At 59.8% G+C, this 14,431-nt stretch carries 15 protein-coding genes and 1 pseudogene; 13 read left to right on the forward strand and 3 right to left on the reverse strand.

Annotated elements, in window-relative coordinates; translation table 11 throughout:
• Position 1 precedes the first annotated feature (1 nt).
• Together LCM4573_RS14290 and LCM4573_RS14295 are read left to right on the forward strand one after the other, a co-directional pair.
• Positions 2 to 463, forward strand: a complete 462-nt coding sequence (locus LCM4573_RS14290) for a type IV toxin-antitoxin system AbiEi family antitoxin (protein WP_274534856.1) — start codon at positions 2 to 4, stop codon at positions 461 to 463.
• A gap of 35 nt (positions 464 to 498) precedes the next feature.
• Positions 499 to 780, forward strand: coding sequence for a nucleotidyl transferase AbiEii/AbiGii toxin family protein (locus LCM4573_RS14295; protein ID WP_071007035.1), 282 nt, complete (start codon positions 499 to 501; stop codon positions 778 to 780).
• Between the two features lie 169 nt (positions 781 to 949).
• Here LCM4573_RS14295 and LCM4573_RS14300 read toward each other — a convergent pair whose 3' ends face one another.
• On the reverse strand, positions 950 to 1,624 hold the full coding sequence (locus tag LCM4573_RS14300) for an RraA family protein (protein ID WP_071007037.1): 675 nt from the start codon (positions 1,622 to 1,624) through the stop codon (positions 950 to 952).
• Positions 1,625 to 1,653: 29 nt separating this feature from the next.
• The gene (locus LCM4573_RS14305; RefSeq protein WP_071007039.1) at positions 1,654 to 2,655 is read right to left on the reverse strand and encodes a hydroxyacid dehydrogenase; all 1,002 of its coding nucleotides are present in this window, start codon (positions 2,653 to 2,655) and stop codon (positions 1,654 to 1,656) included.
• A 139-nt stretch (positions 2,656 to 2,794) separates the two neighbouring features.
• Here LCM4573_RS14305 and LCM4573_RS14310 point away from each other — a divergent pair, with 139 nt between their 5' ends.
• From LCM4573_RS14310 to LCM4573_RS14340, 7 genes are all read left to right on the forward strand, one after another.
• Entirely contained in the window at positions 2,795 to 3,490 is a 696-nt protein-coding gene (locus LCM4573_RS14310) for an IclR family transcriptional regulator (protein WP_071007041.1), read from the forward strand.
• 42 nt (positions 3,491 to 3,532) lie between these two features.
• A complete protein-coding gene (locus tag LCM4573_RS14315) occupies positions 3,533 to 4,492 on the forward strand; it encodes a tripartite tricarboxylate transporter substrate binding protein (RefSeq protein ID WP_083347444.1) in 960 nt (319 codons plus the stop codon).
• Positions 4,492 to 4,950, forward strand: a complete 459-nt coding sequence (locus LCM4573_RS14320; protein ID WP_071007043.1) for a tripartite tricarboxylate transporter TctB family protein — start codon at positions 4,492 to 4,494, stop codon at positions 4,948 to 4,950. The genes LCM4573_RS14315 and LCM4573_RS14320 overlap by 1 nt, the downstream gene beginning before the upstream one ends.
• 22 nt (positions 4,951 to 4,972) lie before the next feature.
• Positions 4,973 to 6,481 carry a tripartite tricarboxylate transporter permease gene (locus LCM4573_RS14325; protein WP_071007044.1) on the forward strand — a complete coding sequence of 503 codons (1,509 nt, stop codon included), beginning with the start codon at positions 4,973 to 4,975 and terminating at the stop codon, positions 6,479 to 6,481.
• 1 nt (position 6,482) lies between these two features.
• On the forward strand, positions 6,483 to 7,670 hold the full coding sequence (locus LCM4573_RS14330; RefSeq protein WP_071007046.1) for an alpha-hydroxy acid oxidase: 1,188 nt from the start codon (positions 6,483 to 6,485) through the stop codon (positions 7,668 to 7,670).
• Positions 7,671 to 8,076: 406 nt separating this feature from the next.
• Entirely contained in the window at positions 8,077 to 8,361 is a 285-nt protein-coding gene (locus LCM4573_RS14335) for a helix-turn-helix transcriptional regulator (protein ID WP_071007048.1), read from the forward strand.
• Positions 8,351 to 9,673 (forward strand): type II toxin-antitoxin system HipA family toxin, encoded by a 1,323-nt coding sequence (locus LCM4573_RS14340; protein WP_071007050.1) that lies wholly within the window; start codon positions 8,351 to 8,353, stop codon positions 9,671 to 9,673. The genes LCM4573_RS14335 and LCM4573_RS14340 overlap by 11 nt, the downstream gene beginning before the upstream one ends.
• Positions 9,674 to 10,356: 683 nt before the next feature.
• Here LCM4573_RS14340 and LCM4573_RS14345 read toward each other — a convergent pair.
• A complete protein-coding gene (locus LCM4573_RS14345; RefSeq protein ID WP_071007052.1) occupies positions 10,357 to 11,247 on the reverse strand; it encodes a LysR family transcriptional regulator in 891 nt (296 codons plus the stop codon).
• A gap of 104 nt (positions 11,248 to 11,351) precedes the next feature.
• Between LCM4573_RS14345 and LCM4573_RS14350 the strand changes: the two genes are divergently transcribed.
• From LCM4573_RS14350 to LCM4573_RS14365, 4 genes and pseudogenes are all read left to right on the forward strand, one after another.
• The gene (locus LCM4573_RS14350; RefSeq protein ID WP_071007054.1) at positions 11,352 to 12,221 is read left to right on the forward strand and encodes an SDR family oxidoreductase; all 870 of its coding nucleotides are present in this window, start codon (positions 11,352 to 11,354) and stop codon (positions 12,219 to 12,221) included.
• Between the two features lie 37 nt (positions 12,222 to 12,258).
• A complete protein-coding gene (locus tag LCM4573_RS14355) occupies positions 12,259 to 12,720 on the forward strand; it encodes an AtaL-like protein (protein WP_071007055.1) in 462 nt (153 codons plus the stop codon).
• A gap of 486 nt (positions 12,721 to 13,206) precedes the next feature.
• The gene (locus LCM4573_RS14360) at positions 13,207 to 13,800 is read left to right on the forward strand and encodes a hypothetical protein (RefSeq protein ID WP_071007057.1); all 594 of its coding nucleotides are present in this window, start codon (positions 13,207 to 13,209) and stop codon (positions 13,798 to 13,800) included.
• Positions 13,793 to 14,005: pseudogene (locus LCM4573_RS14365) on the forward strand (nucleotidyl transferase AbiEii/AbiGii toxin family protein); the annotation flags it as partial. The gene LCM4573_RS14360 and the pseudogene LCM4573_RS14365, both read left to right, overlap by 8 nt.
• Between the last annotated feature and the right edge of the window lie 426 nt (positions 14,006 to 14,431).

A 14,431-nucleotide genomic window follows, 5' to 3' on the forward strand; every position in this document is an offset into this window, starting at 1 on the left:
TATTGAGGCCGGGCGAACGCGGATCGTGTTTTCATACCGCAAGGATATGGGAGCGGTATCGGCAGGAATCGAAGACCGCAAGACGCCTTCGGGATATATGAAGTTATCCTCGCCGGAACTGACGGCGTTCGACCTGGTACGCTATCCGCATTCCGGGGCTGGTCTGGACAATATTGCTACGGTGCTTTCCGAACTTGCCGAGCGATTGCAACCCAAAAAGCTTGCCTCCCTGTCGCGTGCTTTTGAGAAAGCGGTCGCACAACGCCTCGGATATATGCTTRGGAGGCTGGGGCACTCGCGGATAGCGGAAACGATGTTTGCAGCGCTATCTACTCGCGGGCCATTGCCATGGGTCAAACTCGATCCCAGACAGGCCGGAGATCCAGATCTGTCGCCGCCGCCATCCGAACGCGATGAACACTGGCACGTGATCGTTCGCCGGTCGCCGGAGATCGACGAATGATACCGCAGGACTACATCACCGCCTAGAATGGTGTAGTGCCATGGGCAAGTCAATGGCAAGTCGAGCAGGATCTCATAATCAGCCGCGCGATTGTCGCCATCTTCTCCGATCCGTTCCTGCGTGACGAACTGCGCTTTCGCGGCGGCACTGCGCTCAATAAGCTGCACTTCCCCAAGCCGCTGCGCTATTCGGAAGACATCGACCTTGCGAGGACGACTGCCGGTCCTATCCGCCCGTTACTGGAGCATCTGCAGAAACGATTTTGCATGCTAGGCCGGCTGCGAGGGCCCGTCAGTTTGTCTCCCGCCGATGGCTGATATGGGCCGACAGCGGAATGCCGGCTCAAATACCCCCGAAGTGAAAAGCCGACATCCAACCGATCAATCGGAGGATTTGTGATCCGCGCCAAGTCGATGCCGCTTTTATAGCCAGCAACGAGTGAAGCAAAAGGCCAATGGTGGCCGCTTAAACGGCCACCATTGTCGTTCAAGCCTGAAGATGGCAGCCCTTTTTCTGGAGAGCCGCGTCAACCCACGCGCGGTCATTCGAGCCGGCGCGAATGTTCTCCATCTGCTTCGTYTCGGCTTCGTGCTTCTTGCTGGCGGCAGCGAAGACGGTTTCGACATCGTCCATCGGCACGCTTAGGAGACCATCCGGGTCGCCGCAGATCAGATCACCAGCATTGATAACCATGCCGCCGATGGAGATCGGAACGTTCACTTCTCCCGGTCCATCCTTGTACGGTCCGCGGTGCGTCACGCCGCACGCAAAGACGGGGAAGGAGCCGGCGCTCAACTCCGCGCTGTCGCGGATCGCTCCATAGATAACGATCCCACCGAGTCCTCGCTGAGCAGCATGYGCCACCATGAGTTCACCGATAATTGCGTTGGTGAGATCCCCGCCTGCATCGACCACAATGATGTCRCCTGGCTCGGCTATATCAAGTGCCTTGTGGACCAGCAGGTTGTCTCCTGGCYGCGACTTCACGGTGATCGCCGGTCCCACCATCGTGCCGCCGGTGTAGTAGGGTCGCAGAGCTGCGCCGGCTGCGGTCATCCGGCTCATCACGTCGCTGACGTTGGCAACCGGCAGTTTGCGAAAGGCTTCAATCCACTGCGCGTCAACCTTGCGCTCACGACGGCAGACCCGAAATCCAATCATTCCATTCCTCCTTCTGACGAGCCACAGCATCACGCTGCAGTAACGAGTTCCTTGTTGGCGAGAGCCTGACTGTCATAGCCGCGGCCCTCCAGCACACCGATAATGTGTTGAGCGCTTTGCACCGCCATGTTGCGCAGCGCCGAACGGCTCGCTCCTCCGACGTGAGGCGTGGCTATGACGTTCGGCAGTGACCAGAGCGGGTTGTCGGTCGCCGGTGGCTCAATCTCGAAGCTGTCGAGCGCCGCCCCTGCAATGGTTCGCGCCCGCAGGGCCGCGACCAGCGCGGCCTCGTCGACTACTGCGCCGCGAGCGGTATTTACGAGGAAAGCGGTCGGCTTCATCAGTGCGAGCCGTTCAGCGTTGATCAGGTGATGGGTCTGCGGCATCAAGGGGCAGTGGAGACTGACGACATCTGCCGCCTTCAGCACAGCTGCCAAGTCACGACTCATCACGAAGTCCGCCGTATCGCTCGCGAAAGGATCATAGGCCGCGACTTGCATCCCGAGCCCACGCGCCAGGGACGCCGCACGTTGCCCGATTTCTCCGAAGCCGACGACACCGAACACAGCGCCTGCCAGATCGCGCCCGACATACTTCGTTTTCGGCCAGGAGCCGGCTTTGACCGCCGTGTCCAACGGCACGACATCCTTCATCAGGCTCACCGTGAGACTGATCGCGAGTTCCGCGACGGATTGTGCGTTGGCCGCAAGAGCACGAAGCACCGGCACACCGCGTGCGGTAGCCGCGGAAAGATCGATATTGTCAACGCCGCTTCCGTGCTTCGCCACTACCTTCAAGCGCGACGACGCGTCGATGACAGATTTGTTGATCTGACCCTGGCGAACGAGGATAGCGTCAACCTTCTTCTCGCGAGCAAGTTCGGCAAGATCATCCGAAGTCGAATAAGCGGGCGCGTAGATGACTTCAACCTGGTGAGAAGCAAGTAAATTCCGTGCCTCTTCAACCAGTTCGGCTCCCGTCACCATGACCAAAACGGTCTGCTTCGCTCCCGATAGGGATGCTACGCTCATCTGTCTCCTCCTTCCATCCGGCCGGCACGCTGTAGCAAGCGGGTTCCTACCCGTTGACGAAACTCGTTTATCGCGTATTGTACTAAATGAAAAGGTGTTGTACTAGGTACAACGTGCAACATCTTTTTTGGGAGGATCCATGCCTGGAAATTCAGCCGGCGTTGCCGCAGTCGAGCGCGCCGCTTCATTGATGGAAGCTTTTACCGACCGAGACTTCTCCTTGTCGCTCGGAGAGCTCTCGCGTCGTGTCGAGTTGGACAAGTCCACCGTTCTCAGGATTGCGCGCTCCCTTGCGAAGCATGGCCTCCTAGTCCGCAACGAAGACGGAAGCTGGCGCCTTGGGCCGAAGCTGATGAAGCTCGGCAACATCTATCAATCGACGTTCCGCGCCGCCGACATCATCGAGCCGCTGCTGGCGCAGCTTGTCGATCAGACAGGGGAAAGCGCGGCTGTCTACGTGCAGGAAGGGCAGGAGCGGGTCTGCCTCTTTCGGCATGACTCACATCAATCGATCCGTCACTCGGCACGTGTCGGCGACACGATGCCTCTTGAACGCGGTGCGCCTGGACGAGTGATTTTGGCATTCACGGGCAAGACAGGCGAACTCTATGAACGGATCCGCGACCAGCGCTACTACGCGACGTTCGGAGAGCGCGACCCGCAGGTCGCAAGCGTGGCCGTTCCGATCTTCCGCGACGGCGACAAGGTATTCGGATCACTGGCGCTCACCGGGCCGCCGGCTCGATTCACCGAAGATGCAATCAGAAAGAACCTCGAGATTCTCCAGATGGCCGCGCACAAGCTTTCCGCGGCCATGGGAGGAGAACCCGGCTGATCAGCGGGACCGGGCCCGCACGACTCCAATGGAGGATTGGATATGAAGCGTTTCAAGATGAAGATGGCCGCGGCTGCAGCCGCCCTGGCCGCGACGACGACAATGGCCCACGCCGAGTGGCCGAATGACCGCCCGATCCAAATGATTGTGGCATTCGCGCCCGGTGGAAGCACCGACGTCATGGCCCGCGCGATCGAACCTCTCCTTGAAAAGGAGCTCGGCGCCGACATCGTCATCGAGAACCGGCCAGGGGCTTCCGGGGAGATTGCCTACACAGCGCTAGCGAAGGCCAAGCCCGACGGCTACACGTTTTCCTACATCAATACTCCTGGATTCCTGTCAATGCAGGTCCAGCGGAAGCTAGGCTACGACCCGAAGTCGATCAAGCCGATCGCCCGGATCGTCGACGACCCCAGCGCCGTCGTCGTGCCGACCAATTCCGACATCAAGACGCTGAAAGACTTCGTCGAAGCCGCCAAGGCGAATCCCGGCTCGGTCTCCTTCGGCACTTCGGGCGTCGGGACGGACGATCACCTCGCAATCATCCTTCTGGGATCCGCAAATGGCACAAGCTTTACCCACATACCCTTCAGCGGAGCAGGCGAGACACGCACGGCCATCCTCGGATCGCAGATCACTGCCGGTGGTCTGAACATCAGCGAGTTCGCCGGCAACGATACGTCGGGGCTTCGCATGGTCGCGCATTTCGGGGCGGAACGGTCTCCGCAGCTTCCTGACGTACCCACTGCGAAGGAGGAGGGATTTGATGTCGAGATGACTTCCGAGCGTGGCATCGCGGCTCCGCGTGATGTTCCCGACGAAATCACCCAGAAATTCTCCGAAGCTGTGAAGCGCGTTCTGGACAATCCGGAATTCCAGAAGCAGGCGAAGCAGCTTGCCCTGCCACTGGCCTACCTTCCGGGCCCCGAGTGGGAGAAGCAGATGCCGGGCCGTCTCGAGCGCTTCCAGAAGATCTGGAACGAAACACCCTGGGTACAGTGATGCCGACCTCCTCCAATCTGAAGCGGAATTATCCCGATATCTTGGCAGGAGTGGTAATGGTCGGACTGGGAGCGCTTGGCCTGTGGGCCGGGCGCGACCTCCGCTTCGGCACGCCGGCCATGATGGGACCAGGCTTTCTGCCTGATGTGATCTGCGGTCTCCTTCTCGCGATCGGTGGATTCGTCTTGATAAAAGCACTTGTCAAGGACAGGGAGCCGATCGGCGAGACGAACATAAAGCCGCTTATCATTCTTATCATCGCCATCGCCGGCTTCGCGTTCCTCGCAGAGGGCCTCGGTTTTGTCGTCTCGACCATCTGGCTCCTGGTGATCGGCAGCCTAGCCGATCAGGAATCGCGTTGGCGCGAGATCGCAATGTCCACCGTCGTGCTGACCATCTTCGGCGCTCTCGTCTTCATCTACGGCCTCGGCGTCCAGATGCCGATCCTGCCGTTCTGAGTGCCCAAAGAAGGAATTTCCCATGGGATTCTTCGATGTCCTGGTGCTCGGGTTCTCTGAAGCCTTCACCCCGACAAACCTTTTGTTCTGCTTCATCGGAGCGCTGCTCGGCACCCTTATCGGGGTGCTTCCAGGCATCGGGCCCACGGCAACCGTCGCGATCCTGCTTCCGGTCACGTTCTTCCTCCCGCCGTTGGGCGCACTGATCATGCTCGCTGGCATTTTCTACGGTGCGCAATACGGGGGGTCTACGACYGCCATTCTTGTGAACCTTCCCRGTGAGGCGTCGGCCGTGGTCACTGCGATCGACGGCTATCAAATGGCGCGAAAGGGACGTGCTGGTGCGGCGCTTGCCATTGCGGCACTCGGATCGTTCTTTGCCGGCACGGTAGCGACGATCGGCCTCGCCATTGCCGGTCCGACGCTTTCGTCTTTCGCCCTGTCCTTCGGCCCTGCCGAATACGTCTCTCTTTGCATCTTCGGCCTTCTCGCGGCAACCATCCTTGCGCACGGCTCCGTTATCAAGGCAATTGGCATGGTCTGCCTCGGCCTTCTGCTGGGAATGGTCGGGATCGACGTCAACAGCGGCTCGACCCGGCTGACCTTCGGATCGACCGAGCTCTACGATGGTATCGACTTCGTGGTTATCGCGGTTGGCCTTTTCGGCGTGGCTGAGATCGCCAGCAACCTGGAATTCAAGGAAGCGCGCGGCGTCCTTCAGAGCACCATCGGACGCCTCTGGCCGACGGCGCAGGAGTTTAAGGAGAGCTGGGCGGCGGTTCTACGCGGAACCGCCGTTGGTACGCTTCTGGGTGTTTTGCCTGGCGGGGGAGCAACGCTCAGCGCGTTTAGTGCCTATTCGGTAGAAAAGAAGCTCTCGAAACATCCGGAGAAGTTCGGCCACGGGGCTATCGCGGGCGTTGCGGGCCCTGAGTCTGCCAACAACGCCGGAGCGCAGTCGTCATTCATTCCGCTTTTGACACTCGGCATTCCGTCGAACTCGATCATGGCGATGATGCTCGGGGCGATGACTATCCACGGAATCATACCTGGACCGTCAGTCATCCAGAACCAGCCGGAGCTATTCTGGGGCCTGGTCGCGTCGATGTGGCTTGGCAACGCGATGCTGCTCGTCATCAACCTGCCGCTGATTGGGGTGTGGGTCCGGCTACTCAAGGTCCCGTATCGCCTGCTATACCCGGCCATCCTCCTGTTCTGCTGCATCGGCGTCTACAGCGTTAACAATCGAGGCTTCGACGTCGCTCTCGTCATCCTGTTCGGCGTGCTCGGCTACGTTCTTCGCAAGGCGCGCTGCGAGGCCGGTCCGCTTCTCCTTGGTTTCGTCTTGGGCCCGATCCTCGAGACAAACCTGCGCCGAGCGCTGCTTCTCTCCCAGGGAGATCCGCTGGTGTTCGCGGAAAGGCCGATCAGCGCCATTCTCCTCGTAGTCACGGCGGTGATGCTGGTGGCGCTCGTTCTTCCGGCAATTCGGCGAGGACGGAAGGAGGCATTCGAGGCAAGCGAGGATTAGAATGCGGAAGCCGACTGGTCCTCGTCCTCTGGCGCTACGGCGGCTGGGAGACGTTCTGTCACTGGAGGACTTCGAGAACAAAGCGCGACGTCATCTGCCGCGTCCGCTGTTCGGATACATCTCCGGCGCGGCCGAGACCAACGCCTCGCTGCGCATGAACGCCTCGTCGTTCCAGAACTACGCGTTCAAGCCTCGAGTGCTCCGGGACGTCTCGGGGCGGTCGATGGCGACCGATCTGTTCGGCAAAGAATATGCAGCGCCCTTCGGCATTGCGCCAATGGGCATCAGTGCACTGATGGCCTATCGAGGCGACCTGGTCCTCGCAAAGGGTGCAGCTCAATCCGGTATTTCCATGATCATGAGCGGCTCCTCGCTGATCGGGATGGAGGAGGTCGCACAGGTTGCGCCCGACACCTGGTTCCAGGCATACCTACCAGGAGAGACGGACCGCATCGACGCCCTCGTGGACAGGGTTGCTGCATCAGGGTTTAAGGTTCTAACGCTTACCGTGGACACGGCTGCGCTTGCCAACCGCGAAAACAACATCAAGGCTGGGTTTTCGACGCCGCTGCGGCCCGGCCTCAAGCTCGCCTGGCAAGGTATCTCACATCCTCGCTGGACCATCGGCACATTCCTCAGAACAATCCTGCGACACGGGATCCCCCACTTCGAAAACTCGTACGCGACGCGGGGCGCGCCGATTATCTCGTCTTCGGTCATGAGGGACTTCGGCAAGAAGGACCACCTGCACTGGATGCACCTGCAACGGATTCGTGAGCGGTGGAAGGGTCGGCTCGTCGTCAAGGGCATGCTTCACGAAGACGACGCACGGCATGCGGTGCAAATCGGCGTTGATGGCATTATCGTCTCCAACCACGGCGGGCGGCAGCTCGACGGAGCACTGTCGCCGCTCGACGCGCTGCCGGCCATCGTTGATGCAGTAGGAGGAAAGACTGTGGTCATGCTCGACGGCGGCGTACGACGAGGATCTGATGTCTTGAAGGCGTTGGCGTTAGGGGCCCGATTTGTGTTTGTCGGCCGCCCCTTCCTGTATGCGGCCTCTGTCGGCGGCCTGGAAGGGGTTCTTCTCGCAGCAGACATTCTCAAGACCGAAATTCACCGGAACATGGCGCTCCTTGGGCTGACAAGCGTGAACGAGATGAGCAAGCCATATCTCTATGATGTTTAGGTGCTTAGACTCGATGAGCAGGATGTTGAGCAGGGCAGCACCCGGGAGGCTGACTTAGTCTTTCCAGCGACTAATCACTACGCGCTTTTTGGTTCCACGACCTTTGGCGTGACCTTAGTGGAGACACCATGGCTCTCCCAATCCCATGACGGCCTTACCGGTCTCCTGCCCCTTCACTCTATCGCATTGCCGCCGCCCGGCCTCGGTCCTGCTATGTACAAAATTTTGGCCGCGAACCACCCTTATGACCAATCAAATGAACATAACTTGACTGTTTACCAGTCCCATGGCACAATGTACAAAATTCTGGACATGAGAAAGCCTCGCGTCCACTCAAATGAACAAAACAGGTATAACCGTGCCCCGTCAGAGAAGCTACTCGAGAGTCACRCACCAGGCACTCGCCATGCTCGGCAAGCTGATCCGGGTCGGCCGGGCCGAGCGCGGCCTGACCGCACAGGAACTGGCCGACCGCGCCGGCATCAGCCGCACCACCCTTTCCAGTATCGAAAAAGGCGCCCCGGGCCCTGAGATCGGCATCGTCTTCGAGGTCGCCTCACTCGTCGGCGTGCGCCTATTCGACTATGACGAGCGCACGCTTCAGATGCACAATACCCGCCTCGACGAAAAACTGGCCCTGCTGCCGAAGAGCGTCCGCCACACCGTGAAGGAGGTCGACGATGACTTCTAAGGCGGATGCAACAGAAGCCTTTGTCTGGATGTGGCTGCCCGGGGCAACAGATCCGGCGGTGGCCGGCCGCCTCGACCAGGATGGCGACCGCCTGCTCTTTACCTACGGTGCCAGCTACCGGCGCCGTAAGAGCGCCATTTCCCTCTATGAACCTGAACTCCCCCTCCAGGAAGGAGTCATCGCGCCCATCAACGGCCTGTCGATGGCAAGCTGCATCCGCGACGGCTCGCCGGATGCCTGGGGCCGCCGTATCATCATCAACAGGCTGACGGGCAAAAAGCCCGACGCTGCCGGCGTGCCGGAGATCAGCGAGCTGACCTTTCTGCTCCAGTCAGGCTCCGACCGGATTGGCGCCCTCGATTTCCAGGCATCTGCCACAGAGTATGTCCCCCGCCTTGCCGCACAGGCCTCCCTTGACGAACTCATGGAGGCAGCCGCCCTTATTGAAAAAGGCGTCCCCCTGCCCCCGGCACTTGATCAGGCCCTTAACCGCGGCACGTCGATTGGCGGGGCGCGCCCCAAGGCGCTGATTGATGACGGCACAAAGAAATTCATCGCTAAATTCTCGGCAGCCAATGACACCTACAGCGTCGTGAAGGCTGAATTCATCGCAATGAAGCTGGCAGCCGCCTGCGGGCTCAACGCCGCGCCCGTGTCGATGACCCGCGCCGCCCACAAGGATGTGCTGCTTATCGAGCGCTTCGACCGCGCGCACACAAAGGATGGCTGGACGAGACAAGCCATGGTCTCAGCCCTGACCATGCTGGGTCTTGATGAAATGATGGCCCGCTATGCCTCCTACGAAGACCTGGCCGAACTCATCCGCCACCGCTTCACTGACCCGAAGGACACGCTGAAGGAGCTCTACGGGCGGATCTGCTTCAACGTGCTGTGCGGCAATACCGACGACCACGCCCGCAACCATGCAGCCTTCTGGGACGGCAGGATGCTGACGCTCACGCCGGCCTATGACATCTGTCCGCAAGGCCGCACGGGCAACGAAGYCACACAGGCCATGCTGATCAAGGGCGAGGGCCGTGCGAGCACGCTCGCCACTCTGCTCGCTGCCGCGCCGGATTATCACCTGAAAGAAGCGGAAGCCACCGCGCTGATCGAACATCAGATCACAACCATTGCCAACCTCTGGCAAGGCGTATGCGACGAAGCAGACCTGAGCCCCGTCGACCGCAAACTATTTGCCGGGCGTCAGTTTCTCAACCTCTACGCCCTTGAAGGCCTCGATAATCACAAGGCGCTGCAGGATGCATTCCGCGCCGCACAGGCAACGCTAATAGCCAGCGGAGGCGCGTGAACATGACAGCGCCAAAGCAGCTCAAGAGACGCAAGTGGCCCGGAGCGATTCTTCGCTCCCTCGGCCAGCCCCGCCGCTAGACGTCGACGCGCTGACCTTTCACGCGCTTGGCAACCGGATCATCCGCGAGGTTGAGGTCAAGGGTCCGGCGCGGGCCGATCATGCCAGTGATGACGCCAAGTTCCGCGTGCTGCTCAGGGACATTCTTCTCAACGAAGTCACTTCAAGACGCAGGATAGCTATTTCCAGTGGGTGGAGGCCCATGAGCTTCGCACCCTGAATGGCGACTCGTCAGAAGCTTTGAAGAATGGGAGATTTCCAACTGGCTCTATCGCACGGCATCGCATTCGAATACGAGCCTGTCTATGGGGCCCGCTGCCCGCCGATGCCCGCGGTCCTTATCACCCCGAWTTCCGGCTGACGGAGAGCGGCATCTATATCGAGCATTTCGGCATCCGCAAAGAGCGCGGTATTAATGGTGCGCCCGGGCAGGATTCGAACTCTGCTAGCAGTGTTCCTATCGGAGTAATATTCGTCCGCTTTAGGCCGCGTTGATAAGAGCCTGAATGACCGACATGACGGCGCAAAGTGGAAATCAATTCCGCTACGGGACTGTAATCGGGTCCCTTCTTTTCCAGTTACCGTCGCTTGGCTGTCCCAGAGCGGGTGGCTTTGCCAAGTCCTTACCTGCCGATAAAAGCAGCCAGTTCGTCGGGTGTCCCGTTCGGAAAGACTTCTTTTAGGTGATCCAAGAATGCCGACACGCGCGCGCTGAGCAGCCGTCGCGACGGATAGAGAGCCCACAGTGCAATCTCGGGTCTTTCGACATCTCCCCAATGCTGCAATGTGCCGTCCGCGATATCATGGCTTATCAGCGATATCGGCAGGCGGGCCGCACCAATGCCGGCGCGCACGGCATCRCGAACCATGATGAGAGAGGACAAGACGAGCACCGGCTCGACTCTGATTTTCGCAGGTCCCTCCCGCGTGATCATCTCCCAGGTCTGCTCAACGCTGGCTCCGCGCACGACGCCCGGCACCGCGATATCGGCCGCCGGACAAGCAAGACCCGGACTTGCCACAACAACAAGTCGATCACGCAGGAATGGCTTCCCAATCAGGGTATCATCCGGATCCGGATTGACGCGGATCACCAGATCATACCCTTCCTCGACCATGTCGACAGCGCGGTCCTCCGTCGTAATCTCCAGCCGAACCTCGGGATATTTTAGCGCAAACCCCGCCGCGATCTTGCCCATGGCGATCTGCGACAGGAGGAGCGGCGCGCTGATGCGCAACTTGCCGCGCGGTCTCTCTCCACCCGAGGCAATGGTGGCGGCCGTTTCGTCAAGTTCTGTCAGCAGGGCAGCTGTTCGCTCATAAAGGGCTCGCCCTTCCTGGGTGAGCTTCAGGTCGCGGCTGCCGCGCTCGAACAGTCGAATGTCAAGCGACGCTTCCAGCTCCGACACTCTTCTGGAGAGCGTTGCCTTGGGCCGGCCGGATGCCCTCGCCGCTTTGCCGAACCCTCCTTGACGGGCAACGAGGTTGAAATCGGCCAATGCCAGGAGATCCATATCGTTCCACCTGTGAGACGGCTTGTCCAGAATTCCGGCCTATTGGCCCAAAGATGAACCATCCATATTCGGGATGTCAAGCAACACAACCCGGAGACACTCCCATGACCATTCTCGTTACCGGCGCCACCGGCAATGTCGGCACCCAAGTCGTCCAGCATCTCGTCAGCCGCGGCGCGGATGTCCGTGCCCTCGTCCGCGCCCCATCCAAGACCAGTTTTCCGGCAGGAGTTGCCGTCGTCCAGGGTGACTTTCTCGATGTCGACTCGCTTCGCCGCGCCTTCGATGGCGTGTCCACCTTGTTCCTGCTGAATGCCGTCGTTCCCGATGAGTTCACCCAGGCGCTCATCGCTCTCAATGTGGCCCGCTCTGCCGGCATCGAGCGCATTGTCTATCTCTCGGTCATTCATCCCGATGTCTATGTCAACGTGCCCCACTTCGCCGGTAAGTTCGGTGTGGAGCGGATGATCGAGCAGATGGGGATGAGTGCCACGATCCTACGCCCGGYCTACTTCATCCAGAACGACCTGATGATCAAGGATGCGATCATCAGTTACGGCATCTATCCGATGCCGGTGGGCGACAAAGGCCTCGCCATGATCGACGTGCGCGATATTGCCGAGATCGCCGCCCTCGAACTGCTGCGTCGCGAACAGTCGGCACAGCCGCTTCCGCTCGACCGGATCAACCTGGTCGGCCCAGAAACGCTGACCGGAGCCGGGATTGCCGCCATCTGGTCGGACGCTCTCGCCCTCCAGATCCACTATGCCGGCGGCGACGCCAGAGCCTTCGAACAGAACCTGAGGCAGTTCATGCCGCCTTGGATGTCCTTCGACATGCGCATGATGGGTGAGCGTTTCCTGACCGACGGCATGTTGCCCGAGAAGGGTGATGTCGAGCGCCTGACAGCGCTGCTGGGCCGTCCGCTGCGTGCCTATCGCAATTTCGTTTCAGAAGCACTTGCCTCGGCCTGAGCGGAGCAGACCCCAACACAATCAAGGAAACAAAATCATGATCTATTCGACAGCAACCATTCCGGTCAACCCGAAGGACGAAGTGAAGCTCACACGGGAGCAGGCCCGGAAGGGTCTGGAACTGAAGGCGCGCGATGCGCGCCTGTTTCTTCCGCCCGGGCTCTGCTCGCGCTGCGACGTCGTGGAGGACAGCGCGACCCATTTCGTCCGGGAGGCCACCATTGCCGGCGCTGATCTCCGCGAGATCATCACGCTAGAGCCCCTGCACAAAGTGGCGTTCTTCCAGGTCACCGGCCCGCGCGAAGGCGTCATCATCAACGAGCTCTATGAAGATGAGGCCGGCAATCTACAGCTTCGCTTCTACTGCTATCTCGGACTGYGCGGCAAAGAGCCCAACGGGCTGGAAGAACAGGCCGAACAGGCACTGTTCGACAGCGAGCGGGGTTACAGGTCGGCACTGCTCTCGACCCGCGAGCTGCTCGCGGAGAGCCGGCTCTAATCGATGGCAGGGGCTCGAACGGAGGCGTCTCCTCTCTTTAAAAGGATACGATCCATGACCGCGTTCATCCTTGATCAACCGCTCCCTCGAAGATCCTGATCCTTGGCGCCACCGGGTCCGATCGGGCGCTCCATCGTCAGCCAGACTGTCAGCCGCGCCCATGATATTACTGGTTCAATCATCCGAAAAGACCAAGGACCTGAAAAAAGCAAAACTGGTCGTTGGAGACACCCCGGAACGAGCAGGTACAGTGCGGGGCGCTGAAGGGYCGCAACGCCGTCGTCAGCGCACTTGGCACGCCATCCAGCCCTTTCGAGAGGTCTGCCTTCTTTCCACCGCCACGCGGGCCCTCGTCGGCGCGATGAAGACTGAAGGCGTCTCCCGCCTTGTTGCCATCACCAGCATCGGTACGGGATGTGCATGAATTTTTAATGAAAATGCTTGCATAGTTCGCGCCATGTCCTATTTTGAGGGCAGGTGAAAAACATGACCAGATTGGACGAACTGAAGCAGCATCTCGTTCCGGGAAAGGTTTATCGCAGGGCAGACCTGACTCGATGGACCGCCTCTGTGGACCGAGACCTTCGGAAGTTGCTGGATACCGGCGAACTGACAAAGCTCTCCGGCGGCGTCTACATGCGCCCGAAAACCACCAGTTTCGGACGCGCTCCGGCCAGTGACCGCGACCTCGTGAAAGCGTTTCTGAAGGACAAGCGGTTTCTGCTGCTGACGCCGAATGCCTATAATGCGCTCGGCGTCGGCGCCACACAGCTTTATAACGAAACCATTGTCTATAACAGGAAGCGTCATGGCCGCTTCAAGCTTGGAAGCCGGGTTTATGTTTTCCGGATGAAGCCCGAGTTTCCAACAATCGCAACCAAAGAGTTCCTGTTGGTCGATCTGGTCAACAATCTCAAACGGCTTGCCGAGGACGAAACCCAGGTACTGGAACGCGTGGGGGCGGTGGCGAGAAAGCTCGATCAGGAGGCCCTACGACAGGCCGCCGAAGACTATGGCGGCGTGCGGGCGAAGAAGTTCTTCAGAGAGGTCWTCGCCAATACGGAAGCTGCTGATGGCTGATTATCTGCACCGGCACCCGGAGTTCGCAGACCTGCTCCGCATCGTCGGCGAGGAGATGAGCATTCTGCCTGCACTCGTCGAAAAGGACTACTGGATCATGCATTGCCTCTTCGGCCTGAAGCAGGCGGGGTATTCCTTCGAGCTGAAAGGCGGCACATCGCTTTCCAAGGGCTTCGGAATTATCGACCGCTTCTCCGAAGACATCGGTGCGCCGTGACGGCGCGGGAGGGTAGTATGACATAGTTAGAACCCTCCTAGCTTTGCTGATTTTCGACCGACGGCTGCAATGCTGTCCCTTTCGTGGGAACAACGAAAGGAAGGGGACCGAAAAGCTGGACCGGGTGTCGCCGGTTCGGTGCCATAAGCAGATCGGTCTGAACTGTACCGGACGGAAGCCATCACTTTCCGGGCCGGGCTACCGCAGTGCTCATGGTGAGACAACGAAGTGCGTGATTGAAGCCTCTGAATATCCGAGAAGTTTCCCAACCGTGATGGCGGGGAGACAAACAGAGCGATCAGACATGGCAGGGCTCAATGTTCCCTGCTGAGGGGTGCGAGAAATACGCACTCGGAGGGGGYGAGTTCCTTTAACCCACTCTCCGCATCGCCAGGGGTATAGCGCACCACCTAC

Origin of the sequence: Rhizobium sp. LCM 4573 (genome assembly GCF_001854865.1) — a bacterium.
GTDB lineage: Bacteria > Pseudomonadota > Alphaproteobacteria > Rhizobiales > Rhizobiaceae > Neorhizobium.

What these genes read in the sequence shown, in the direction of transcription:
- LCM4573_RS14310 (WP_071007041.1), top strand. Translation starts at nt 2,795, where the DNA reads ATGCCTGGAAATTCAGCCGGCGTTGCCGCAGTCGAGCGCGCCGCTTCA.
- LCM4573_RS14315 (WP_083347444.1), top strand. Translation starts at nt 3,533, where the DNA reads ATGAAGCGTTTCAAGATGAAGATGGCCGCGGCTGCAGCCGCCCTGGCC.
- LCM4573_RS14320 (WP_071007043.1), top strand. Translation starts at nt 4,492, where the DNA reads ATGCCGACCTCCTCCAATCTGAAGCGGAATTATCCCGATATCTTGGCA.
- LCM4573_RS14305 (WP_071007039.1), bottom strand. Translation starts at nt 2,655, where the DNA reads ATGAGCGTAGCATCCCTATCGGGAGCGAAGCAGACCGTTTTGGTCATG.
- LCM4573_RS14330 (WP_071007046.1), top strand. Translation starts at nt 6,483, where the DNA reads ATGCGGAAGCCGACTGGTCCTCGTCCTCTGGCGCTACGGCGGCTGGGA.
- LCM4573_RS14335 (WP_071007048.1), top strand. Translation starts at nt 8,077, where the DNA reads ATGCTCGGCAAGCTGATCCGGGTCGGCCGGGCCGAGCGCGGCCTGACC.